Source organism: Oscillospiraceae bacterium (genome assembly GCA_025758045.1).
In the GTDB taxonomy this organism is placed as follows: domain Bacteria; phylum Bacillota; class Clostridia; order Oscillospirales; family Ruminococcaceae; genus Gemmiger.
In genome coordinates this window covers 2298310-2321844 of sequence record CP107208.1, presented here as the reverse complement: position 1 = coordinate 2321844, position 23535 = coordinate 2298310, and the positions used below count along the sequence as shown (strand labels likewise).

Sequence of the window (23535 nt, the reverse complement as noted above, 5' to 3'; positions counted from 1 at the left end):
GGATTCCTCCTTTATGCGGCAAGGCCGCTCATCTGGTTCGGGCAGAAGCGATTGGCACCGATGGAAAGGCAGTCTCCATGAATCGTACAGTTTCTGCATACGCCAACAACCTGCTCATAGCAGGCAGGGCATATCCCACGCTGCTCACCGGAACGAGCAATTCCGATGCGCGGCATACCGATAAACTTTTCTTTGCAAACCGCACATTCATAGCTGCACTCATTGCAATAAAAGTGCTCATCAATATAGCGCCCATATCCATGCACCGTTTTGCCGCAGCCCTTGCAGACATACATATTGCCGCACTCTGCACAGCGTATGGAACGATGGTTCTTCTGTTCTCCACCGCAGCAGACGCAGCGGGCTACGGAGCCTATCGTCATTTGGCCATAGTCGTTTTCGCCTTTCAGCAAAGATGCAACCGCGTATCCATACTTATAGTCGGGATAGTGGTTGCTGTCCGCCGCAGACTCGCAGTAAGGTTCGGTATCTTTTCCACGCTTAAGTGACCACAGGTTCGGCTTGTCAAGGCATGTTGCGATTGCCTGCTGGACGATGCTGCGATACAATGTCTTTTGGTCCTCCAAATCTGTAGGATACAATCGGGATTGCAGCAGAACATTATCCTTATAGCAGAAAATTTCTCGCGTGATGCGCGGGGCTGTATGGAAGTCCTGCGTGTACTCGTCACTGACCGTGAAGAAAATCATGCTGACAGCATCACCCATATAGGACTGGCAGCCGCCGCGGTAACCGCCGCCTTCTAAGCAATGGCAGGAACTCCAAGTGTTGTCACGGTTGGACATTTCGAGGAAATCGCAGGGGTGGATTGACAGCACTGCGGTTTTCTCGATATGCGCCGGGTTCAGAGCATCGGCCAGCCGTGCAAACAGCGCGTTGTATGGCTTTACTGTACGCATATAACGGTTGTCCGGCTCGCCCGCTTCCGCTTCCTCTTCGATTTGGTCGAGATGAAATTTCAGGCAGAGCCGATTGATAATGCGGCTCGCCTTTTGCCCTGGTGCGCACTTGATGTCGCCGTATTGCCGAATCGTGTCCAAGCGGTATTCGTTTGGTATCCGGGCATAGTCTGCGGTTGATGCGCGCAGGGCTGTTTCAAAGTTTTCGTACACCGTATCATCTGTGCAGGCCCTGCGGCCCAGTTCCAGTATGGCGGCGCGCGTTTCATCTACCGTAGCACGGTCGATCTCTCGCCGCTCCTCCACGCGGAACACGATTGCCAGTTCTTTTTCATTCCATAGCGGATGCCTACGCAGAAGCTGTAAAAGCCCCTGCTTCTGTTCGTACCATTGCGTAAGGTTTGCTGTGACGCCTTCTTCCGAAAACGGCTTTTGATACTTGTGCATGACCTCGTAAAATTGCTGTTTGAGTTCGTCCATCATTGTGATCTCGCCTTTCTTGAATTTTTATTTTTAACGCCGGGCGGCGCTAAACCAAAATAAAAAAGCGAGAACAACTTTTCTTCGCTGCCAATAGCAGCACAAAAGTCATTCTCGCTTTATGCGGGGTGCCCCCCGTGGATAAAAAATGCCCGCAATGCGCAGACCAGACGGTCAGCGGCATTGCAGGCACAAAGTACAAAAATACCAACGTGCGTCAGCGCAAATTGCTTTGCAGGACACATAAATCACTTACAAGAGTATGATACCATAGTTTGCGGAAAACGTCAATTTGCTGCTGAGGATATTTCGAGCCCCCTAAAAAACAGCATATGTACTTTATTTTTCTGGTTTGCGGTTCAATGATTTGGTCAAAATTCTATTTTTCTATTGTTTCTACAGTAACACCCGACTTAAACAAAAGATTCCTACATAACATACCAGATAATAAACTTTTGCTTTGCGGGTAAAATCCCTTATTAAAAATGCGTAGACAAAAATTCCATAGCACAGTAACACTGCACCGTGAACTGGCAACAGTTTTAGTGAGCCAACTCCCAGAAACATTTCCGCAACGAAGGCAACAAACATCGGCGGAAGCATTGTCGCACTTATATCAATCAATTCGTGAATTTCAAACTTTTGATTTTTGAAGGATATATGTTGCAGAATAACATACACCATAATTCCCATCAAACTTCCCAATGTGTTTACAATAAAATCATCTATGTCTACGACACCGGTTTTTAGAATGAACTGCGCGCTTTCTATAAAGAATGTTGTCAAGCATGACATTCCGACTGCCTTATATACGCGAAAATGCTTTTGGTAATAACAGTAAATTATTCCAAACGGTACAAACATTACCATGTTATAAAGCATGTCCCATGAAATAGGATTGCGACCATATTGCAAGTTTTCTCTAACACTATGGAACGGCAGTAGATTAATTTCTTCCACCCGCGTTAGTTGACCACCCATAATTGTCATAATCACGTTAAAACGTGATACGCACATACAAAATACTATCACAAAATATAATATAGTCATAAACTGGAAGCTATGTTTTCTTCTGCTTTTCATAAACGGTTGCCTCTCCAATGTGTTTGTTATAGTTTTTGCTGTCAGGTTTCCTTCGATTGATTGTTCTGCGCTATATTTACTATATGGTACTTATTCGTTTGCAAAAATATCATTTCCGTCCAGATAAAGATAAGGTTCTTCCCTCTCCGCAAATCCATTGATAGCTATGAACCCAATCTGCTTGACTGTGAGTTCTTTGATGGCCTCTACCTGTTGGACCTCACGATGAATTTCATCAAGGGTCATCGGCTGGGCATAATATTTTGCTTCGTAAATCTCATATCCATCGGCAAATTCCAGGGCGACATCAAACTCACCATTCTTGCGATGGGCGGGGTCGTCATAGTAATAGCTGCCAATATTGCGTACCCCCTTCATTTTACCGGAACGAACCTGATGGCTGAAATAGTCGCGGCAGATACCCTCAAATCGGCGGGAGATAAAATCCGTCAGGGCTGGCGCTATATACTCATCATAGAATGCTTCGGCCCCCAAAACCTGCAAGGCACTGGCATTCTTGTAGATAAAAGTAAAGTAAAACCGCAATAGATTGTCGTTGATTTCAAAAGTGGACTTCTTATTATCTCCAATCTTGTTGATAGGGCTATTGCGCGCGATGATTTCAAGGTCGATCAGCGATTTTATTTGTTTGGAGAGGTTGCCGGTCTTTTTTACATCCAGCTTATCTTCAATTTCTGTGTACCGCTTCTTCCCGTTTCCAATGACCGAGAAGATACGCTCGGCATTGATTTTGACAGAGTAATCCGAGAGCAGCAGTTGGCTGGCATAGAGATAGACAGCACTCATAGGGTTGAGGATCGTGCTGATAATGTTTTCCCGAATTGTAGCCGTAGGTTGCAGCGCTTGATTGACAAAAGGCGAGCCACCAAAAACGGCATAGTGCGCCGCCTTATCATAGGGAGTTTTGTCAGGATAGAATTTTGCAGCTTCCAAATAGTTCAGCTCGTTGAGCTTGATCGTTACAGCAAAACGGCCATACAGGGCATTCTTTTCCTGCAACGCATCTTTCATCATGCCGATGTGGGAGCCGGAGAGAATGAGTTCAATATTGACCAGCCGATTATCAATGATGTTTTGGAAGATGGAATCGACAGTTGCGGAGTCGTTCATAGCTTTGAGATAGGGGTATTCATCAATGACGACAACGATTTTCTCCGGCAGAGCATTCAGATATGCGAACACATCCTGCAAGGTACCAAAATTCAATGGCACAGGTAGGATTTTTGCCCGGACCAATTCCTGCACAAACCCGCTGATGTTGTCTTGCATTGTACCTTTCAGGCACTCAAAGTAAACCGTCCGATAGCTGCTCGATTTGAGTGCTTTCTGAATCAGGGTGGTCTTGCCAACTCGACGTTTGCCATAGACCATTGCTGCTTTTCCAATATAGTCTTGCTGTAAAAGCGCCAGTTCTTTCTCACGGCCAATAAACATATCGTGCCTCCAAAATCGTTGAATTGCAATTCATTGAATTTCATTTCAGCATTATTGTAGCATCAACTCTATAGAAAAGCAAGTACCTAAATGAAAAAGCAATACTCTTTTTCCCAAACAAAAGCCTCCAACCTATGCACAATACCGCATAGATTGGAGGCTTTCTCATATCAGGTGGTTATCTTTCTTGGTGGGGGAGTTCTTCATTCTCAACCCCAGCCAACTTTCCAGCGTCTGCAAATCGCTGAACAGAATGTCGTAGACCTCATCACTTACCAGCGGCGTATGGGCTTCATACGCCGCACGGCAGCGGTTCAGGCGGTCTGTCAGTTCCCGTAGTTTTCCGATGAAAGCGGCTTTTTCCTGCCATTCCTCAGTTTTCATTGGCTTTTGGGGGCGCATCGGCCGAAATTCAACTCGTGGATCACCGACAGGATGGTTTCATCGTCATCCCAGTCGGCAGAAAACGCTGTCGGCGCGTAGGGGCCGTCCAGTAAGACCATTACTCTCCCCTGCTCTATGCGCAGGGTCACATCCTTGCGCCGGGCGCAGACGATGGCGAGATTTCCAAGTTGCTTCATAAGACAAGCACTTCCTTTCTTACGCGGCCTGCAAAGCCATTGGCAGCACCTTGCGGCTCCACAGGTCAACAAACTTTTTTACTTCTTCCGTAGGGTCGCTGTTGTGGTCGCCATGGATTTGCTCGATTTTACCATTGCGCACCTCCACGGTCACATACGGCTTTTTTGGTTCTTCCACGCGGCGGACAAACACGATCAGACATTTTTTCGCTGCCACTCGCTCAATATAGGTGCCGACACAGTGGTGCAAAGCCTGTCCTTCTGCGATGAGGTCATCGGTTTGCTTGGGGCAGACAATTTGCAGTTTCTTTGAAGTGAGGTTAGCCTTTTCTGCCAAATGCTCATATACTTCACGAAATGCACGCTTTGTTTGCTCGTCCCTACACTTCTTAATGTATCGGCTCAACTCGTCATGGGCCTCATTGCAGTGTTTGGGAAACAAAACCTGACTGCTTTTCATATCATAATTCTGTTCTTGACACATTTGCAGATAGTCGCTGTAAGTCGAGATTGCTTCTTCCATCGGGGAACGATAGAGGAAAGCCCGCTTCAGCTGCATATAGTCTGGCAGCTGGCTGTCCATATAGCGCATGAATTTTCTTGCCGTCATATAGGCAAACCACTGCGTTGGAACCGTATGCACATGATTTTTGAGCTGCCACTGTAAAAGTTCCTGCCGACTGCGCAAATTAAGCTTCGTGTATTGCTGGTATGCTCTCAATGTATCGATGCCAGCATTTAACTCACGCAGCATGGTCAAATCTTCTTTGTTGACCCGTAAAATGCGGTGTGTGCGTTTTTGCGTGTCATCAATTTCTGATCCCATACCGTGCCGATACACAATGTCTGCGACGATGTGCTCGAATCCGACTTTGACAAGATGCTCAATGAGTTTTGGATAGCGCCGATATACGCGCAGATAGGTACTGACCTGCATTGCCTCCTTCGTAGGTTCATAGAACTGCCGGAGTGCGCAATACTGCCACGGTGTTCCCTGCAAGGCTCTTTTCAGTGATGGCAGGTAAACCGCCCCGGTATCATCGGCTTCATAACTGCTTGTATAGGGAGAAAACCTCGGACGGTTTCCTCTCCGCCAGTGTGTTGCGCTATCATAACCGCTGTCATAATAGAACGCTTCTGTGTCGGTGCCTTCTTTCCCAACGACGCGGATAAATAACCTTGCGTTCTCATAAATTTCTTTCGCAGGCGTATTCTTTTTTTCCTTATATGCCCAGCGTACCTTGAAGATCCGTATCAGCAATTCTTCATCGCTGATTTTTTGAATAACCTGGCAGGTTTCCCTGTCCTCATGGTAGGCGGCTCTTCTCCCCTGCGCTTTGGCGATTGCCTTTTGTTTGCATTGCGGGCAGACAAAGATTTTTCCGGTTTTCGGCTTTTTTATCACAGAAAACTTCTCGCAATAGGTACAAAAAACCTGCGTTGCTGGCTGGTTCCTGTCATACGAATAAAACAGATAGTGCGGCATGACATTTTGGTCAATCCAGTGTGCCAAGTTTGAGGGTGCAGCCGGGACCTTTTTCATTTTCTCGACTATGTCCGCATCACGTTTGCAGCGGCGAGCTTTTGCCTGCTTATTACGGATGCTATACTGATAGTTCTGTAACTCCTTCAACACGGCGATGCCACTTACGTTGCGATGGATAAAGTCCGCGATTGCAGCGCCATCCGTCCCTTTATAGAAAACGCAGGATTCTCTAAAATTATAGAAACTTTCATCGGCAAGGCTCATCAGCATGGCATCCCGCCACTTGACGTTCCCCTCGGCATCACGCTCCAGCGTGGCAAAGGTATCCTTGCCCTGAAACACGACCCACTTCGGCATACGGTCATTTGTTTTCAGGCGTTCACAGTCATAGAAGTAAACTGTCAGCACCCTATGCCCGCCAAGCAGTTTGACGGCAGCGGTGACAAGGTATTTCACCCGTTCCGTGTACAACACACCGGCATTTAGGCTGATGTGCAGCGGAACATTGGCTGCATGACGGCAGGCTCGTTTGTCCAGTTTCATCCTGCTGCCTCCTCTGTGCCGAAGTCACCAAAGGTGAGCTGTTCTTCGTTCGCGGGTTTCGGGGCTGGTTTGGGCGCTGCTTTCTTGGGCTTATCTTTTTTGACTTTGCCTGCCTTGGGCATTTTCCCGTTGTAATTTTTGGGGACAAACTTTTCTTCCGGTTCGGCATCCTCCTTGGCTTCGGCATCGCGGAAATATTCCCGCGCCCACTGGTAGCAGAGTTCGTCCGGCACATCGCCGCCGAAACCGCCGCCCATAGGCTTTTCGTCATTGTCCTTCATTTCCTGTTCCAGATACTCCCGCGCCTTGCGGTTGATGTAGTGGAAGCAATTCAGCATCTTTTTCTTGGGGTTCATCACAAGGCGGGCAAAAGCGGGGTCAGCCAGACACTCGGTCTGCACGTCCTCCATGACGCATAGCTTCATGTTGCGGCGGGTCAGGCGCTCGGTATCCTGCGAAACGCGGTTCATGGATGCCTGCATCACGTCATCATCCGACATAGCGGCAAGACGGTCCAGCTCCTGCTGCTCCCGCAGTTTCTTCTGTGCCTGTTTTGCTTCCCATTCGGCTTTGCGCTTGGCTTCGGCAGCATCAAATTCAGCCTTTTTGCGGGCTTCTTCCGCGTCCTCCGCTTGCGGGTCTGGCTTTGGGGGTTCAACCGGCTCAAATTCTTCGCTGAAAGAATCTACAGTTTCACTGTCCGAGGACACCTCAAAAGCATCATCCTCGGCATCGCGGTTCATCATATCCATTTCAGAGAGTATACCCATCATTCCGTCCTTTCTAAAAAAGGCAGAGAGCCGTCAATTTAGCTCTCTGCCATAACTTTGCGCGGCATCAAGCCGCTTTTTCTTTTGTTTCTTCCTGCCGCAAAGCAAGCTGCCAGTCATCTATGCCCTTGTAGGCAGTATTCCAGACAAGGCTTGTGCTTTGCAGCCCGGCTGTATGGGCGATCTGCTGTACCTTTTCGGCGGCGTCTGCCACATATTCATTCTCTGACTTGTCCATGTCGTAGGCTTCCACGACCAGCTTGGTGCCGTTCTGTGCCATGCAGCGCAGTGCGGATTCCAAACCGTTCAAGCTGTTCACCCCTGCCACAGCGACAAACGAACGCCCTGTCAGGCAGTGGGCAATATCAGCTTTAAGCAGTCCTTCGGTCACATACACGGTCTTGGCAAACGGTTCGCCCACAAAATGCAGCGGACTGCCGGAGGTCACACCATGCGGCTTGCCGATAGAAGACAGCCAGATGTATTTTGCTCCGCTTTTACCCGGTGGGTCATCCCTACGGCGCAGCGGCGTGTCCAGCCGTATCTGCATACCACAGATTAAACCATCCATACCGACAGCCGGGAGCAGGATGCCCGCCGTGCGGCTGCCGAAATTGATCGTCCACCGCCCGGCATTGTCCGTATAGAAGCCCGGCACACCCTGCAAGGTGCAGCCCTGCCGCTGCAGACGCTCGGCATAACTGCGGCACAGAAACGCAGGCGGGGTCGATTTGAACCCGAACCTTGCGATCTGCTCCTCAGTCAGCCCGCGCCGCGGTGACAGCAGATGCGCTTTGTGCGTGGGTGTCAGCGGCAGCATGGAGAGCAGCAGCGAGTAGGTCTGATGGATCTCCTGCGGGGTTGCGCGGACATTTTGCTCTGGCTTTACCCCGATGCAGTCATTCACCCTTGGCCGGGGTGTGTATCGCCCCAGCGCTTCACAAATCTCGCGGTAGGCATCGGCATTGCCGGTGCAGTTATAGCGGGCATACAGTGCCAGCATTCCGCCCGCCGCGCCGCAGCGGTTGCAGCGCCAGACGTTTTTGTCTGTGTTGACGTTGAGCCGCCCGCGCTGGTCCCCACAAAAGGGGCAGTTTAAGTACAGGCTCGACGGCAGACGGCGACGGACAGTAAGCCCCAGCAGTTCTACTACATCGGCAATGCCAAACGGAAACGTATCGGAAGATGAGGTCATGCAAAACGGCCTCCTTTCCGGTTATCCCGCCTGTTTCTCCTGCAAGCTGTCCCATATAATGGCGGCCGCCGCGCGGAGGATGTTGTTTTCTCCCTGATAGCCTTTCACATACCAGCGCAGGCTGGCAGGGCGGCGGTCAGCGACCTGTGCCAGCGTCCAGCCCTTGCAGGTGCCGCAGTCTACGATGACGTTCTGCGCCTGCTCGTAGGTCATCTGCCGGCGGATCTCCTCCACCGGGCTGCTTTGGGTATACGCAGCGGCGGGCGGTTCCTGTTCCAGCACAATGACATTCTGCGTCGGTTCTGGCGGGGTCTGTGCAGACTGCACGGATTCCAGCACAACCGTCTTAGGCTTTTCTACGACTTCTGCCGTGACCTGTTCGGGAACAGGCATATCGTCCGCCATGATGGCATCCAGCGGGTCAGTCTTGGCAGACTCCTGCGGGGTAGCTTTCACGGACTCCGGCTGCTTCTGCACAGGCTCTGCGACTTCCACTTTCGTCTGCACAGGCTTGGCAATCTCTGCTTTTGCTCCCACCGGCACCTCACTGCCGTATTCCTCGGATTCGCTGCCCACATCGGTAAACTGGATGCCGAAGCCCGCATTGGAGAGCGCCGTGTCCAGCGCTTCCTCCTGCGCAGCTTCCACATACAGCCCACCGGGCGTTGCGTCCAGCGTGCAGTTGGCAACGTAGCTGCTCAGCGGTTCGGCATCCTCGCGGTCACGGTAGACCTTGGCTTCAAAAATTGCCATTTTCTCGGTAATGCGCAGGGCGTTGAGCTTCAGCCGCCCCGTGGGGCAAGCCAGCCGGAACCACAGCTTTTTGTACCGCAAATCGAGACGCATCACGTCCTCCCCGGTTTTGCGGGAAGTTGTGCGGCGCAGGAATTTCAGCGGGTCAAAGCCGGGTACATGGTTTAAGGATGCCACAGCGGCGTTGGTAGTGTACAGCATAGGTTCTTGATTCCCTTTCATGGGTGATTTCTCCCTTCATTATTACATTCAGCCGGCCTGTTGCAGTTCCGGCAGTGCGTTTCGTTCGGTGTGGTATGCCTTGCAGTACAGGTGGATGCGCTCGCCCAGCATGGTGTTGCGCTTGCTGATATCCGCGCGGTGAACCGCCATAAACAGAATCGGCTTATGTCCCACAAGGATGACTTTTTTCTTGGCACGGGTCACGGCTGTATACAATAAATTACGATACAGCATGATTGTGTGTGCCTTGACGATGGGGATAATGACCGTTTCAAACTCGCTGCCCATGGCCTTGTGGATTGTTGTGGCATAAGCAAGGTCAACGTGCGCCAGTTGTTCCGTCGTGTAAGTCAACTTGCGGTCGCCGCCAAAATCCATCTGCACAAGCCGTTCGCCTTTGCTGTTCGTGGTAATCCCGGTAATAAAACCGAGGTCACCGTTGGACACTTTCTCGGTGTTCTTTGTCTGCATAACGCGGTCATGGACGCGAAAAATGCGGCTGCCGATCTTCACTTCTTCCTCGGCCGAGCGGAACGGGTTGACCCGTTCCCGAATGGCACGGTTAAGCTGCTCGGAGGCTGCCTCGCCTTTCTCGCGGAACGGCGAAAGGATCTGCACGTTCTCGATGCCACGCTCGGCGGCTTCTTTGCAGTAAATGTCTTGGATGCGCCGCGCCGTCTCGATTTGCGTCGGGCTGTCCACGAACACAAAGTCATTGCCGTAGTACAGCTTGGTGCTGCCCTCGTTGATGAACTTCGCATTGTAGGCAATCAGGCCGTCTTTCGACTGGCGGAAAATCCAATCCAGTACCGTGACAGGCACCATTCCGCTGTGGATCAGCTCGTAGAACACGTTGCCGGCGCCCACGCTGGGCAGCTGGTTCGGGTCACCCACAAGAACGACCCGCGTATGCTGACCGATGCGCTTGAAAAACTGCTGTGCCAGCCACATATCCACCATAGAAAACTCGTCCACAATGACGAGGTCGGCATCCACAAAGCGAACGCGCTCGCCATCGCCTACTTCTTCCCCGGTGCCGAGGCCCAGTGCGCTGTGCAGCGTGCGGGCTTCATCCACGCCGGTGCTTTCCGCCATGCGGCGGCTGGCACGGCCCGTAGGAGCCATAAGGGCGAACTTCCCTTTCGGGTGCAGGTTCTTGAACACCTCGATAATGGCCTTTAACACGGTGGTCTTGCCGGTACCGGGCGAGCCGGTGATAATCGTCAGCCCATGCTGGAACGCCGTGCGCACTGCCTGTTCCTGCTTTTGGGAAAGCGTGATGCCCAGACTTTCGCGCACCGATTCCAGCGCAGACTCGATATTCTCGGCTACGCTGATGTTGGCAAGCCGCTCGGCAATCATGCGGGCGGTGTCGTCCTCCTGCCCGAACACGCGCGGGCTGTACAGGTACTGCTTGTAGGCAACCACTGCGCCATGCAGAATCATCTGCTGCAAGGTTTCCTGCACCTCCTCGGCGCGGACGCGCTGTTCCGGGATGGGAATAGGTGCGTTGAGCAGCAGAAGCGTTTCCTTTACCAAATCTTCCGATGGCAGAAACAAATGTCCCGATTTGCCGCGGGCATCCTCCAGCGTGTACAGCACCGCACCCTTGATGCGCTCGGCGCTGTGCAGGCGGTTATCCGTCTTACGGACGATGCCATCCACACGCTTGAATCCGAAGCCGGAAATCTGGCATAAATCATATGGGCATTTTTTGAGGATATCTACACATGCCGGGCCGAAGTGCTGATAGATTTTCAGTGCTGTGGCGGGCGTGATCTTGAACGGCCCCAAAAGGCTCATAAGGTTGCGCAGAACGCGGCTCTCGGCGTAGGATTCCTCAATGTCCTTGAGTTTTCCCTCGGTGATGCCGCGGATTTGCAGCAGCTTTTCCGGCTCGTTGTCAAGGATATTCAGGGTGTCCGGTCCGAACGTGGCAACAATGTCCTCTGCTGTCTTGGGACCGATGCCCTTGATAAGCCCGGAACCCAAGTATGCCAGCAGACCGTCCGCTGTCTGCGGAACGATTTCCTGCCACTGCTCGACCTGCAGCTGATACCCGTACTTGCTCTCGACCCACTCACCGTCCAGTTCCAGCTCCACCGCCTTGGTGCGGGGCAGTTCGTACCCCACCGCCGTAAAGCGCAGCATACGGTCGCCGTAATAGCGGTCGCTGCAAGCCTGCAGCGGAATGCGCGGATCATTGGTTTTGACAACGATGATGGAGAATTTGTTTGCTTCGTTGTAAAAAATCGTAGATTCGTAGGTGACACGGCAGCCGGTAATGCCGCTGTGTTCCTGTTCACTGTCGTGCATAGGCACGCTCCCTTCTTTGTCAGGCGGCTTCGTCCGCCGATTTTGCCTTGATGCTGAACCGCCGCGATTCCGATACCGTGACGTACTCGTCATAAATATCCGGGTGCAGCAGCTTCAGCTTTTGGAGGTTGTCTTTCGTGATGCCTGTCCGGCTGACGGGGTTGTAGCTGATTGTGTACTGTGTACCGCCGTACTCCCCCATCGCCATGCAGCTGCCGTCCAGTTTGGCAACCATCTGACCTTTCAGCCGCTGCATTTCTGTGTCCAGCGTTTTTGCCTGCGTTTCCACTTGCTGCTTTTGCTCCTGTAAGCGGAGATACCGCAGCATGGTAGCAGACAGGTCATTGTCCAGCTGGATGGCAGGAATCGTCTTATCCGCAGCACCTAAGCGGCGGCGCAGGCTTTCGAGAATCAGACTGCCGTCCTCGGTGTAGGGCGGCGGGATGCGGGTCAAGATGTGGTCGTGCCAAAACTCGCGTTCCAGATAGACCATTTCCTGCTCATATTCCCGGTCACGGTACAGGTGGCGGATAATGACTTCGTCCTCATTGTTGCCGTAGAGACAGCAATAGAAGATTTCGTCCATGTCCATGACGGCCATGTAGTGCCGCCCCTGTGTCTCGTAGTAGACAGGAACACATTCCTCGCCGTCCTTCCACCAGTGGTCTTTTGCGTTGTAGTTGGTCGTTTTGATTTCCAGCAGCGCAATTTTTCCGTTTGGCAGGCGAACAAAGTAGTCCACATCTGCCAGCATAAAGGGATATTGCGGGTGCTGGAACATCTTCTTGATTTGGAAAACTTCCAACCCGGTTTTCTTGGTGAATATCTGGGCAACCAGTGGTTCCAGCAGATGCCCCATTTCCAGTGCCACCCAGTTGCCTGCATCATCGACAGCCAAAGCGATGTTCAGCTTGTCATCGTACAGATCGCGGGCGGTTCGGAACGGAGAAATGCCGAGGATCGCGGCGACATCGCTGCCGCCTATCCCCCGCCTGCGGTATGCCAGCCATTCCTGCTCGGTGAGGTTTTCGGTGCTGACCAGCACCTTGGGTTCCTGCCGTATGTGCTCCGGCATCTTCAGCCCCTCCTCTCGCGCCGGAGATAGGGACGCTTGGGCCGGGTGCGCACATTGTACAGCCGATACTGCAAATTGCGTGGGATGGGTCTTGCCTTGCGCGGGCGCGTGATGCGCCGTGCGATTGCCTTGGGTCTTACCTGTTCATTCATTTGGTGTTCCACCTTTCCTATATAAAATGTATTTCTCAAAGCCTGGCGGCTCTGAAACAAAATAAAAAAGCGAGAATGACTGCAGGCAATGCCTGATGTTCACGGCAAACCGCGAACCACGATCATTCTCGCTATGGTTGGGTGTTTTCACCCCGTATAAAAAGAAAAGTGCCGGCAGCGTCCGCCCGATATGGGCAGGACAGGGCTGCTGGCACGAATTACAAACTTAAACAACGTGTGCGCAAGGCACAAAAATCATTTACAGGTGGAGTATAGCACAAGAATGTCCGCCCTGTCAAGATGGTGAGATTTTGCATGATAAAAGCATGGTGCCCGCATTACATCCGCGCAGCTTTTGTATATACCATCGTTGTTTTTCCTATTAAAATTAGAATACAGCAAGATTTATTCCTTAAATCGATGCTGTCACGCGCGCGAAGAAAATCTGACACTATAAAGGCAATAGGAGGCATTTATTATGCAAGATCCCGAAAGTGTACCCATTCATCTGAAGCTGACGCTTTCCATTAAAGAAGCATCTGAATACAGCAATATCGGCATCAACAAAATTGATGCTATGCTCAAACAGCCCAACTGTCCTTTCGTGTTGTATGTAGGGTCAAAGAAATTGGTCAAGCGCAAGGAATTTGAAGCCTACATCAGCAGCAAGCTGATTATTTAAGAGAGGTAATGCCGTTGAAAATAGGGATTTCATGTGCTATAATTTCAGTATCGCGTTGGATTCCCGCTTTGGAAAGGAGTCCACTATGGGTAAAAGCCTAAAGCGAAAAGAATGCGGAAAAGGCATACGCCAAAGAAAGGACGGGTTATATTCCGCAAGATACTATACCAAAGACGGGGAACGGCGAGAAAAATATTTCAAGTCGCTGCCCGAAGCCAAGAATTGGCTTGCCGATACGAAATACGAATTGCGTCATCGCGTCATCACCTGCAACTCTGACATGTCCGTAGACAATTGGTTTGACTACTGGATCACGAACATCATCTGTAACCGTTCTCCGAACTGCATCCGCAACTACACAGAACGCTATAAGAGAAATGTTCAGCCGGTGATTGGAACCATGTGCATGGGCGACGTAAAGCCGATGCACTGCCAGATCATTCTGAACCGCATGGAAAGCACCTACGCCGGTTCTACGATCCGCCAGACTTACATTGCCATGGGTACCATGTTCAAATCTGCTGTGATGAACGATATTATCGTCAAACATCCGATGAATGGCGTGCGCTATAACAAGCCGGTCCGTGCAGTGGACGATATCCGCTACCTTTCCGTTGAGGAACAAAAGCGTTTCCTCGACGTAGCAAAAGATTCCCACAACTACCGGCAATATGCTCTGCTGTTGGAAACCGGGTTGCGCACGGGTGAATTGATTGGTTTGACTTGGGATGCCATCAACTGGAAGAAGCGTACTCTTACCGTCAATAAAAGTTTGGAGTACCGCCATCACTTCAAGTACTGGCGTGCCGGGCCGCCCAAAACGGTGAAAAGCTACCGCACTATCCCCTTGACCGATACCGCATATCGTATTTTGAAGAGCTGCTATGACGAGCGCTTGACCCGTAAAGAGTCGCCCACCATGCAGCAGATTCTGGAATACACGGACCGCCGTACCGGAAGGCAGATGTACTTCTGCATGCACGATCTGGTCTTTGTAAACTATCGCACCGGTGAACCGATTAAGAACAGTTCCTATGACACCCACCTCTATAAGCTGTGCGAAAAAGCCGGCATTGCTCCCTTTGGGATGCACGCGCTGCGCCATACGTATGCTACCCGCGCGATTGAGCGCGGCATGCAGCCCAAGGTCTTGCAGCAGTTGCTGGGGCACACCAGTATCAAGACGACGATGGACAAATACGTCCATGTTTCTGATGATTCAATGCAGAACGCCGTGCGTCTTTTTGAGGCAGCTGATATAGAGAAAAAGGGGTAAACCTCGAAAATGGGGGTAAAATGGGGGTAAAACCCCAAATCCGGTAACAAAAAACAACGATAATAAAGGAGATATGGAAAAATATGAAATTAGGTATCGTGGGCCTTCCTAATGTAGGCAAATCCACCCTTTTTAATGCGCTGACCAGCACGCAGAACGCGCAGGCGGCGAACTATCCTTTCTGCACCATTGAGCCGAACTCCGGCATTGTGCCGGTGCCCGACCCGCGGCTGGACAAGCTGGCCGAGATTTGGGAGACCGACAAAAAGACGCCTGCTATCGTGGAATTTGTCGACATTGCAGGCCTTGTCAAGGGCGCCAGCCAGGGCGCCGGCCTGGGCAACAAGTTCCTGGGCCACATCCGCGAGTGCGACGCCATCGTGCACGTGGTGCGCTGCTTTGACGACGACAATATCATCCATGTGGTCGAGGACGTGAACAAGCCCGAGAGCGTTGACCCCATCCGCGACATTGACGCCATCGACCTGGAGCTGATTTTGGCCGACCTGGAGGTTGTAAGCAACCGTTTGGGCCGCCAGCAGAAAGCTGCCAAGACCGGCAATAAGGCCGCAGCCGCCGAGGCTGCCTGGCTGGCCGACCTGGCTGCCTGGCTGGAAGCCGGCAAGCCCGCCCGCAGCTTCGCCTTTGACGAGAGCGACGACGCTGTGAAGGCCACCCGCAAGGAGCTGGGCCTGCTCTCCGCCAAGCCGGTCATCTACGCCTGCAACGTGGGCGAGGACGACCTGCTGGGCGGCTTGGACGAGAACCCCTACTATCCCCTGGTCGCCGCCCGCGCCAAGGAGGAAAACGCCCAGGCTATCCCCATCTGCGCCAAGACCGAGGAGGACATCGCCGGTTCCACCCAGGAGGAAAAAATCGCGTTCCTGCAGGAAATGGGCATTGAATCCACGGGTCTGGACAAGCTTATCAAGGCCAGCTACGAGCTGCTTGGACTCATCAGCTTCTTGACCGATGGCAAGAAAGAATGCCGCGCCTGGACTATCAAGCGCGGCACCAAGGCCCCCCAGGCAGCCGGTAAGATCCACAGCGACTTCGAGCGCGGCTTCATCCGTGCGCAGGTCATCGCCTACAAGGACCTGGAGGACGCCGACTTCAACTACGCCGCCGTCAAGGCCAAGGGCCTGCAGCGCACCGAGGGCAAAGAGTACGTTGTTAACGACGGCGACGTGATCGAGTTCCTGTTCAACGTGTAAAATTGGAGATACAACGATGATTATTGGCATTATGGGCGCTATGCCCGACGAAGTGGACCAGCTGTGTGCCCAGCTGGCCGACGTGACCAAAGAGAACTACGCCGGGGTGGAGTACCACTGCGGCACCCTGCAGGGCAAGCAGGTGGTGGTGTGCTGCGCCGGTATGGGCAAGGCCAACGCCGCCAGCACCGTGCAGGTGCTTTGCACAAAATATAACATTGATAAGTTGATTTTCAGCGGCATTGCCGGCAATATGACGAGCAAAATCGGCATCGGTGATGTCTGCGTGGGCGAGACCGTGGTCTACCACGACGCGGAGCTGAGCATGATTGCCCAGAGCGCCCCGTTCCAGACCGAGTACCACGGCGACCCCGCGCTGGTACAGGCCGCGCTGGATGCCTGCGAAGCCTGCGGCGTGAAGGCCATTGCGGGCAAGATCGCCACCGGCGACACCTTTGTAGGTGACGCAGCTACGAAGAAAACCATCGAGGAAAAGTGCCATCCCGACTGCGTGGAGATGGAAGGCGCTGCCGTGAGCCAGATTGCCGGCCGCAACGGCGTGCCCTGCGTCATCCTGCGCGCCATGAGCGACAACGCCGACGAGAGCGGGTATGAGGTGCTGGTGGTCAAGCAGTTCAGCATCACCGAGTACGTCAAGACTGCGACCGAAATTGTGACGCGGATGATTGAGAGCGTGTGATTTGATGTAAGGCGTAGTGTAGGGGCGAACATTGTTCGCCCGCGGGCGGATATGGAATCCGCCCCTACGGAATTTGCATGCCATTTTCCTTACGCTCGTAGGGGCCGATTCTATATCGGCCCGTTGTACCTGCGTTTGCCGCGCCGTTAGTGGGCGCATACTGTGCGCCCCTACATCAACAACAGCATTATGCTGCCGGTACTGTTTATGCAGTCTACCCAACAGTTGTCCTTTCCATAATGGTGGGTATCAAACATCAGTAATCAAGCAAAGTCTTAAGCAACAACGCGACTGGTTTTGAAATATAGCTTAACAATGCTGATAATATGATACAGAAAATGAAATATACGATGAATGTAAAGATTGGATGCCAAGCATATAGAATTGCACGCGGAATAATTACAATAACTAATAGTACATGGTGGATAAGAAAAATACGATAACTTTGCTTTGAAAAAAGGCGTATGAATAAGCGTATGGAATATGGAAGCTTTTTTAAGTATTGGGCAGAAACACCAGCAAATAGTATTATAAAAATGGCGGAGAAGAAAGCTATGTATTTTGTGGGTACATATAATAATGCAAGGACTCCACATATGACTCCGCAGAATACAAGTTGTTTACAATTGTACTTACGACCGAAAAGCTGTGAAAGCAACATGCCAACCCAAAACACAAAGGCTTGTCCCAATACCATGTGATTACCATCGTATGGCAAACACAAAGAAGGCCCAATAAGCCAAAATAGAAAAAGAATAGAACCACCAAAGAACGTCCTTTTGTTAGGCGAAACGAAATAACGAAAAATAGGGAACAAAAAATATAAAATGAGTAAACATCCTAAAAACCATTCGCCAATTTTATAAAACGTAGAGGTGAACTGTTGCATGTAGCCGTCAACCCCTATAATAGAAAAGATGAGTTTCCATTTTGGGACTGAGGCATTATTTCCATGCAAGACTTCTCCATAGACAAATAAAGAAAAAAATATCACCCAAAAATCCGGATAAATCGCTAAAATTCTGCCTTTTACATATTCCTTTAGATTCCACCTGTTTTGCCAACGGTGGGTTAAGCTTGCCCCAGAAAGCAAAAAGAATAAATTGACCCCAATGCTTCCCCAAAAGCTAAACATTTGGAGTATAAATGGAGAAAAATGGATATATCCAGCTGTATTTGATTCAATAATGAAATGGTACACAAGTATAAATATTGCGGCTAAATCTCTTGAGCAATCCAACTCAATAAGATAGTTTTTATCAGATGATCCTGTTCCCATAATTAACCTGCCGTTTCATAAAGCTCATAAGCAGTTTCAAAAGTAATTTGTCCAAACAATCACTTTGGAAGATTTCAGAGAAATCATCCGTTTCTTTTTTACATTTCCTACAAAACACAAAAAATCCCGCAGCTGGTTATAGCTGCGGGAATTTTTATTCTTCCTCAAACTCCAAGTACCGTTTGGGGTCCCAGTGGCAGGCGGCGGCCATGTGGTTTAACAGGGTGTCGCCGGGGGTCAGAGTATCCAGCAGCAGGTCCTCGGCAATGCGGCCGTTGTGCAAAATCAGCGCACGGTCGAGGAAATGGTCCACGTCCTCGATATAATGGGTCGAGAGCAGCAGCGTTTCGCCGCCGGTGAGGGTGGCGCTCATCAGCTTGATGAAGTCCCGCCGTGTAAAGGGGTCCTTGCCCAAAAACGGCTCGTCCATCAGGTAGTAGGGCACCCGCTTGGCAAAGCCCGCGGCCAGCTCCACCCGGGCGCGCTGGCCGGTGGAGAGATGCCCGATGACGTCCGACCCGTGCAGGCTGAAAAACTCCAAAAACTTCGCGTACCGCGCGGGGTCAAACGCCGGGTGCAGGTCGGCCAGCAGCTGGCCGTAGGCGGCCACCGTCAGCGCGGGGTAATAGCTGCCCTCGCCGGTGATGTAGCTGATGCGCCCATACTGTTCGCCCGCCGGTCTGCCGTCCAGCAGCGCCGTGCCCTTGTGGGGCAGCAGCTCGGCAATGCAGCGCAGCATCGTGGTTTTTCCGGCGCCATTCTCCCCCAATACGCCCACGATCTGCCCGTCCGGCACGGTGAAGTCCGCCCCCAGCAGGCCCACGGTCTGGCCATGGCTGCGGTAGGTCTTTTGCAGATTTTTTACCTCGATCATAGCTGTCTCTCCCGGTCTTTCTCGTAAAGTTCGTAGTTCATATAGTGGCGCGCAGACCAGCTAAGGTAGTACTTGTTCAGCTGCCCGCCCCAATCGCGGTCGGCGCCGTTGTCCAGGCGGCCGCGGTAGCGCGGGGCGCTGCCATCCAGTGGATAGACCAGCAGCAGCGTGCCGGTCTGGTAGATGTTGTAGCTATTTTCGGCGTTGGCATCGCCCACGGTGGTGTATTCGGGCGTGGCGATGAGCAGTGCATCACCGGCGGTGTTCAGCACGGCGTCCTCGGCGTTGCGCATGTAGAGGTCAACGCTGTTCAGGTCGATGTTGCCCTCTATGGAGAGGCTTTTGTTCAAGATAAACTTGCCATCCTGCACACGCAGGGCCACAAGCGTACTGCCGTAGTCGACTTTCAGCACGGCGTCGCGGTCGGTGGTGCGGGGCAGCGCGGTCACCGAAAAATCACCGTTGTCGCCCTCGATGCCCAGGTCGACATGGTCCACCTGCTCCCCCGCCGCGTTGACGAGGTCGGCGCAGGCCTTGTTCAGCGGGTCAAGGTAAACGCAGAGCGTCAGGCCGTCATCCATGGGCAGGCCGCAGACCACCTGTCGGGCGTTTTCGGGGCAGTAGAACGGTTCCAGCGTGCCGAACTCGGTGGTGGCGCAAAGCACGTCGCGGTCGCCGACTTTGCCGTCGGCAGGCAGAGCGGCGAGGTCGTCATAGCTGATGGGGTTGGCCTTGTACAGCCCGGCCTTGCGGTCGGCAACGGTGTACCGCCAGGCAAGGCCCCGGCCGTCGCCCAGCGAGAAAATTTGCCCGGCAATGTAGCGGTAATCGGTGTTGGTATCCTCCACTTCGTCGGAAAAATCGGCCGTGTAATCATAGCTGACGCTGGTGCGGTCCAGATAGGTGGGCCCCTCGACGTTGGCGCTTACCGAGATGGGCGCATCCAGCACCACATCCCGCAGGGCCACGCGGAGAACATCGCTGCCCATGCTGATTTCGGTCATCACGCGGAAGTGGGACGCGGTGCTTTGCATCTGCCAGTTGTCGTCATACACCTGTACGCGCTGGGCGGCGGCGTTTACTTCGTCGCGCGTTTCCGGCGTTACAGCGTAAAAAGTCGTGTGAGATGCTCCCCACGCACTGTAGCGGTACCGGTCATCGCTCTCGTCAGGGTCAAGGGCAAAGCTGGTGTCCAGGTAGCCATCGTGCAGGTCCCAGTAGGTGTGGGCGGTGTCGAAGTAGCTCTGGCCGCGCATCGTAAAGCCGCGCAGGGCGGCGGGGTCGCCTGCCAGGTCGGTGAGGGTGATGTCCAGCGCGCTGCGCCAGCCCAGCAGCACCCACAGGGCACCGGCGGCGAGGATGGCCGCCGATAGGGCGACAGCAATGATAAAGTTACGCAGATAAGTAGATTTTTTAGTTTTCGTTTCTTTCATAGCAGGTCACTCCCCTTTCAGCAGGTTTCGCCGCGGCGGATGCTGCGCACTGCCCACCACACGGTGAGGACGGCCAGCACGGCGGCGAGAGCCATGGCAACGTTGCGGCTTGCAGAGGTGAACATCCACGCGGGGTGCTGCTCAACGGTCACCAGGTAGAAGCACTGCCAGGCGCACAGCCCGCCGACGGCGAACACGGGCAGCTTGCGCCAGCCACGCACGGTATCCAGCGCGGCCAGCAGCAGGGCGGACAGGGCCAGGATACCCAGCAAGATCACCAGCTGCAAGGGGCGGCGCGGCAGCAGGCGGGAAAACAGGTTGTTGGCGACGACCTGCTCGTACAGGTTGGCGGGCGGCAGGGCCGCGCCGTACAGCTTGCGGGCCAGGTGGACTTCCAGCGCGGTGACGGGGTAAAATTCAACGATGTACCACACAAACTGCCAGGCGGTAAAGACGACCTCGGCGGCGGCGATGGTGATGGCCTTGGCCCCGAACTTTTGCCCCGGGGTGCCGGGCAGCGTAGCCCAGGTGTACCCGCTGCGGGCGCGGCGGCTGTTGTGGGTGGCCAGCCCTGCCGCCAAACCGGTAAGCAGATAAAACCCAAGATAGGCAAAAATTTGCATGGTATCGTAATAATTGGACGCGAGTCCCATGCCGGCAGCGCCTTGCCAGCAGATGTGAAAGACCACCAGCGCCAGCTGCTGGGCGGCGAAGATGCCCCACAGCGCCAGCAGGCTGCGCCGCGCCAGGCGGAAGTTCCACGCGGCAAGGGTGAGGGTGTGTTTCATAGCGGACCTCCTTGTGTTGTGTATTATTGTTGTAATACGCTTACGGTACAAAAAAGTTTTCGTTAGTCCTCGTCGCCCCAAAGGTCGCTGACCAGGGCGATGACCTTTTTGTAGCTGAGCCGGTTGGCCTTGGCCTGGGTGACGAACTGCTCCACCAGGCCGCGGGTCAGTTCCTCGCTGATTTGTTCCCGCAGGGCGGGGGTCAGCCGAACAAAGCTGCCGCTGTTGCCATCGGTGACGACATAGCCTTCTTCGGTCATCAAGCGGTAGGCTTTTTGGGCGGTGTTGGGGTTGATGCCGGTCTGGGCGGCCAGCTCGCGGCGGCTGGGCATGGGGTCGCCGTCCTGCACGGTGCCCAGCAGGATTTGGCGTTTCAGGTACTCGGCAATTTGCTGGTACACCGGCGCGCGGTCGTCAAACCGGAGATTGCTGAGGTTGACCAAGCTGTCTCCTCCTTTCCCGGGAAATTGATGGTTTATGTGTATTATAGGCGTAGTACGCCAGATTGTCAAGGGGGAAGTTTGAAAATTGTTGCTCACTTGAATGGCTCCCCTTGAGGGGTGTCTCCCCGCTGTGCGGGGAGATGTCGCAAAGCGACAGAGGGGCCCGGCCGCGTAAGCGGTCCCGCGTCAGCGGGTGAGGGGTGGCCCATGTGCAGAGTAATTGCATCCACACAAATGCGGTCGGCTAAAGTAGCCACCCCTCAGTCACCTTCGGTGACAGCTCCCCTCCAGGGGAGCCCTTATAACGTGCAACAAATTAAAAAATCCCGCCAGCCATTGCAGCCAGCGGGATATACTTATTTTATATTTTACGTCTTACCGTTCCATTTTCCAGTAGCTTACACTATACGGTGCCAGCTCGCTGCCGCCGCCGAAATCGTGCGGGGCGCCGGTAATCATGTCCACCGCCATACCACAGCCGGCGTCAAAGTGGGCGGTAAACGGGTTGCCGTCGGCGTTGATGGCCACCAGCACGCGCTCGCCGTCGGCGTAACGCTCAAAAATCAGCTGCTTGGGCTGCACCAGCACGTTGCGGTAGCTGCCGCAGCACAGGGCCTTGCTTTGGGTGCGGGCGTGGGCCAGCGCGGTGATCCAGGCGGTCAGGTCGTTGGATTCGGGGCGTTCCACGGCGGGGCGCAGGGTGGGGTCGCCGTTGCGTTTGTCGCCCTCCATCCCCCACTCGCTGCCGTAGTAGACGGCGGGCACGCCGGGCATACCAAACAGCAGGCCGTAGATCGGCTTTAAGCAGTTTTTATCCGTCAGAATCGTAGCAATGCGCGTTACATCGTGGTTATCCACAAAGCTCAGCAGGTGCTTACCGGTGTACAGGCACCACTGCTCGCTGCCAAACTGGCGGTTCAGGCTGTAGCTGATCTCGTGCATGTTGCCGGTGTTGAAGCTGGAATACAGCCCCTTGTAGCACTCGTAGTTGGTCACGCTGTGGCAGGCGTGGTCGTTCATCCAGCGGTTGTAGTCGCCGTGCAGGGTCTCGCCCACCAGGACGAAATCCGGCTTGATGCTGTTGGCCAGGCCGCGCAGCTCGCTCAAAAAGCCCAGGTCCAGGCAGTAGGCCACGTCGAGGCGCAGGCCGTCGATGTCGTAGTCCCGCACCCAGCTGCGCACGGCGTCGAACAGATAATTTTTCACGTCAGGATGCTGTAAATTCAGCTTGACCAGTTCGTTGCAGCCCTCCCAGGCCTCGTACCAGAAGCCGTCGTTGTAGTTGGTGTTGCCGTCAAAGCTGATGTGGAACCAATCTTTGTAGGGGCTGTCCCACTTTTTCTCCTGCACGTCCTTGAACGCCCAAAAGCCGCGGCCCACGTGGTTGAACACGCCGTCCAGCAGCACGCGGATGCCCGCCGCGTGCAGGGCTGCGCAAACCTGCTTGAGGTCGTCGTTGGTGCCCAGGCGGCAGTCCACCTTGTTGTAGTCGCGGGTGTCGTAACCGTGGGCGTCGCTCTCGAACAGAGGGTTGAACAGCACGCAGGTCGCGCCCAGCGCCTTGATGTGGTCTACCCAATCCAGCACCCGCAGCAGGCGATGCTGGTCGGCCTGGGATGGGTCGCCGTCATTTTGCAGCGGCGCCCCGCACAGGCCCAGGGGGTAGATCTGGTAAATTACAGTTTCATCGTACCACATGTTTCTTCTCCTATTATCGTTTATTTTTTGCTTGTTTCGTTGGAATGATGCTTGCCTTGCAGTTGTAGAGGCCGATGCTTGCATCGGCCCATTGGGGGGCGTCGAGGACGCCGCCCC

The 23535-nt window shown here is 53.4% G+C and carries 21 protein-coding genes; 4 read left to right on the top strand and 17 right to left on the bottom strand.

Annotated features, from left to right (window positions below; all coding sequences use genetic code 11):
- Window positions 1-11: 11 nt before the first annotated feature.
- The 11 genes from OGM81_10815 to OGM81_10765 all read right to left on the bottom strand — a co-directional run bounded on the left by OGM81_10815 (window position 12) and on the right by OGM81_10765 (window position 12879).
- The gene (locus tag OGM81_10815; protein UYJ42824.1) at window positions 12-1403 is read right to left on the bottom strand and encodes a hypothetical protein; all 1392 of its coding nucleotides are present in this window, start codon (window positions 1401-1403) and stop codon (window positions 12-14) included.
- Window positions 1404-1796: 393 nt separating this feature from the next.
- On the bottom strand, window positions 1797-2483 hold the full coding sequence (locus OGM81_10810) for a VanZ family protein (protein ID UYJ42823.1): 687 nt from the start codon (window positions 2481-2483) through the stop codon (window positions 1797-1799).
- Between the two features lie 90 nt (window positions 2484-2573).
- Window positions 2574-3938 (bottom strand): ATP-binding protein, encoded by a 1365-nt coding sequence (locus tag OGM81_10805; GenBank protein UYJ42822.1) that lies wholly within the window; start codon window positions 3936-3938, stop codon window positions 2574-2576.
- A 165-nt stretch (window positions 3939-4103) separates the two neighbouring features.
- Window positions 4104-4322 carry a hypothetical protein gene (locus tag OGM81_10800; protein UYJ42821.1) on the bottom strand — a complete coding sequence of 73 codons (219 nt, stop codon included), beginning with the start codon at window positions 4320-4322 and terminating at the stop codon, window positions 4104-4106.
- Complete coding sequence (locus tag OGM81_10795) at window positions 4319-4519, bottom strand: hypothetical protein (GenBank protein UYJ42820.1); 201 nt, start codon at window positions 4517-4519, stop codon at window positions 4319-4321. Before OGM81_10795 ends, OGM81_10800 begins: the two co-directional genes overlap by 4 nt.
- Window positions 4520-4538: 19 nt before the next feature.
- Window positions 4539-6548, bottom strand: coding sequence for a PcfJ domain-containing protein (locus OGM81_10790; protein ID UYJ42819.1), 2010 nt, complete (start codon window positions 6546-6548; stop codon window positions 4539-4541).
- Entirely contained in the window at window positions 6545-7321 is a 777-nt protein-coding gene (locus OGM81_10785) for a Cas9 inhibitor AcrIIA9 family protein (protein ID UYJ42818.1), read from the bottom strand. The genes OGM81_10790 and OGM81_10785 overlap by 4 nt, the downstream gene beginning before the upstream one ends.
- Window positions 7322-7385: 64 nt before the next feature.
- Window positions 7386-8513 carry a hypothetical protein gene (locus OGM81_10780; GenBank protein UYJ42817.1) on the bottom strand — a complete coding sequence of 376 codons (1128 nt, stop codon included), beginning with the start codon at window positions 8511-8513 and terminating at the stop codon, window positions 7386-7388.
- 21 nt (window positions 8514-8534) lie between these two features.
- Window positions 8535-9488, bottom strand: coding sequence for a hypothetical protein (locus tag OGM81_10775; protein UYJ42816.1), 954 nt, complete (start codon window positions 9486-9488; stop codon window positions 8535-8537).
- Window positions 9489-9515: 27 nt separating this feature from the next.
- Complete coding sequence (locus tag OGM81_10770) at window positions 9516-11804, bottom strand: ATP-dependent RecD-like DNA helicase (protein ID UYJ42815.1); 2289 nt, start codon at window positions 11802-11804, stop codon at window positions 9516-9518.
- A 19-nt stretch (window positions 11805-11823) separates the two neighbouring features.
- Window positions 11824-12879, bottom strand: a complete 1056-nt coding sequence (locus OGM81_10765; protein ID UYJ42814.1) for a YqaJ viral recombinase family protein — start codon at window positions 12877-12879, stop codon at window positions 11824-11826.
- A 630-nt stretch (window positions 12880-13509) separates the two neighbouring features.
- Between OGM81_10765 and OGM81_10760 the strand changes: the two genes are divergently transcribed.
- From OGM81_10760 to OGM81_10745, 4 genes are all read left to right on the top strand, one after another.
- The gene (locus OGM81_10760; GenBank protein UYJ42813.1) at window positions 13510-13713 is read left to right on the top strand and encodes an excisionase; all 204 of its coding nucleotides are present in this window, start codon (window positions 13510-13512) and stop codon (window positions 13711-13713) included.
- Between the two features lie 85 nt (window positions 13714-13798).
- Window positions 13799-14989, top strand: coding sequence for a site-specific integrase (locus OGM81_10755; GenBank protein UYJ42812.1), 1191 nt, complete (start codon window positions 13799-13801; stop codon window positions 14987-14989).
- 83 nt (window positions 14990-15072) lie between these two features.
- Entirely contained in the window at window positions 15073-16203 is a 1131-nt protein-coding gene (gene ychF, locus OGM81_10750) for a redox-regulated ATPase YchF (protein ID UYJ42811.1), read from the top strand.
- Window positions 16204-16219: 16 nt separating this feature from the next.
- Window positions 16220-16903, top strand: a complete 684-nt coding sequence (locus OGM81_10745; protein ID UYJ42810.1) for a 5'-methylthioadenosine/adenosylhomocysteine nucleosidase — start codon at window positions 16220-16222, stop codon at window positions 16901-16903.
- A gap of 256 nt (window positions 16904-17159) precedes the next feature.
- On the opposite strand, the gene OGM81_10740 is transcribed toward OGM81_10745, so the two are convergent.
- The 6 genes from OGM81_10740 to OGM81_10715 form a co-directional block, all read right to left on the bottom strand.
- The gene (locus OGM81_10740) at window positions 17160-18182 is read right to left on the bottom strand and encodes an acyltransferase family protein (GenBank protein UYJ42809.1); all 1023 of its coding nucleotides are present in this window, start codon (window positions 18180-18182) and stop codon (window positions 17160-17162) included.
- 154 nt (window positions 18183-18336) lie between these two features.
- Window positions 18337-19056 (bottom strand): ABC transporter ATP-binding protein, encoded by a 720-nt coding sequence (locus tag OGM81_10735; protein UYJ42808.1) that lies wholly within the window; start codon window positions 19054-19056, stop codon window positions 18337-18339.
- Window positions 19053-20489 carry a hypothetical protein gene (locus tag OGM81_10730; protein ID UYJ42807.1) on the bottom strand — a complete coding sequence of 479 codons (1437 nt, stop codon included), beginning with the start codon at window positions 20487-20489 and terminating at the stop codon, window positions 19053-19055. The genes OGM81_10735 and OGM81_10730 overlap by 4 nt, the downstream gene beginning before the upstream one ends.
- A gap of 17 nt (window positions 20490-20506) precedes the next feature.
- Window positions 20507-21277 carry a hypothetical protein gene (locus tag OGM81_10725; protein UYJ42806.1) on the bottom strand — a complete coding sequence of 257 codons (771 nt, stop codon included), beginning with the start codon at window positions 21275-21277 and terminating at the stop codon, window positions 20507-20509.
- Window positions 21278-21339: 62 nt separating this feature from the next.
- Window positions 21340-21720 (bottom strand): GntR family transcriptional regulator, encoded by a 381-nt coding sequence (locus OGM81_10720; GenBank protein UYJ42805.1) that lies wholly within the window; start codon window positions 21718-21720, stop codon window positions 21340-21342.
- A gap of 375 nt (window positions 21721-22095) precedes the next feature.
- A complete protein-coding gene (locus tag OGM81_10715; protein UYJ42804.1) occupies window positions 22096-23418 on the bottom strand; it encodes an alpha-amylase family glycosyl hydrolase in 1323 nt (440 codons plus the stop codon).
- Between the last annotated feature and the right edge of the window lie 117 nt (window positions 23419-23535).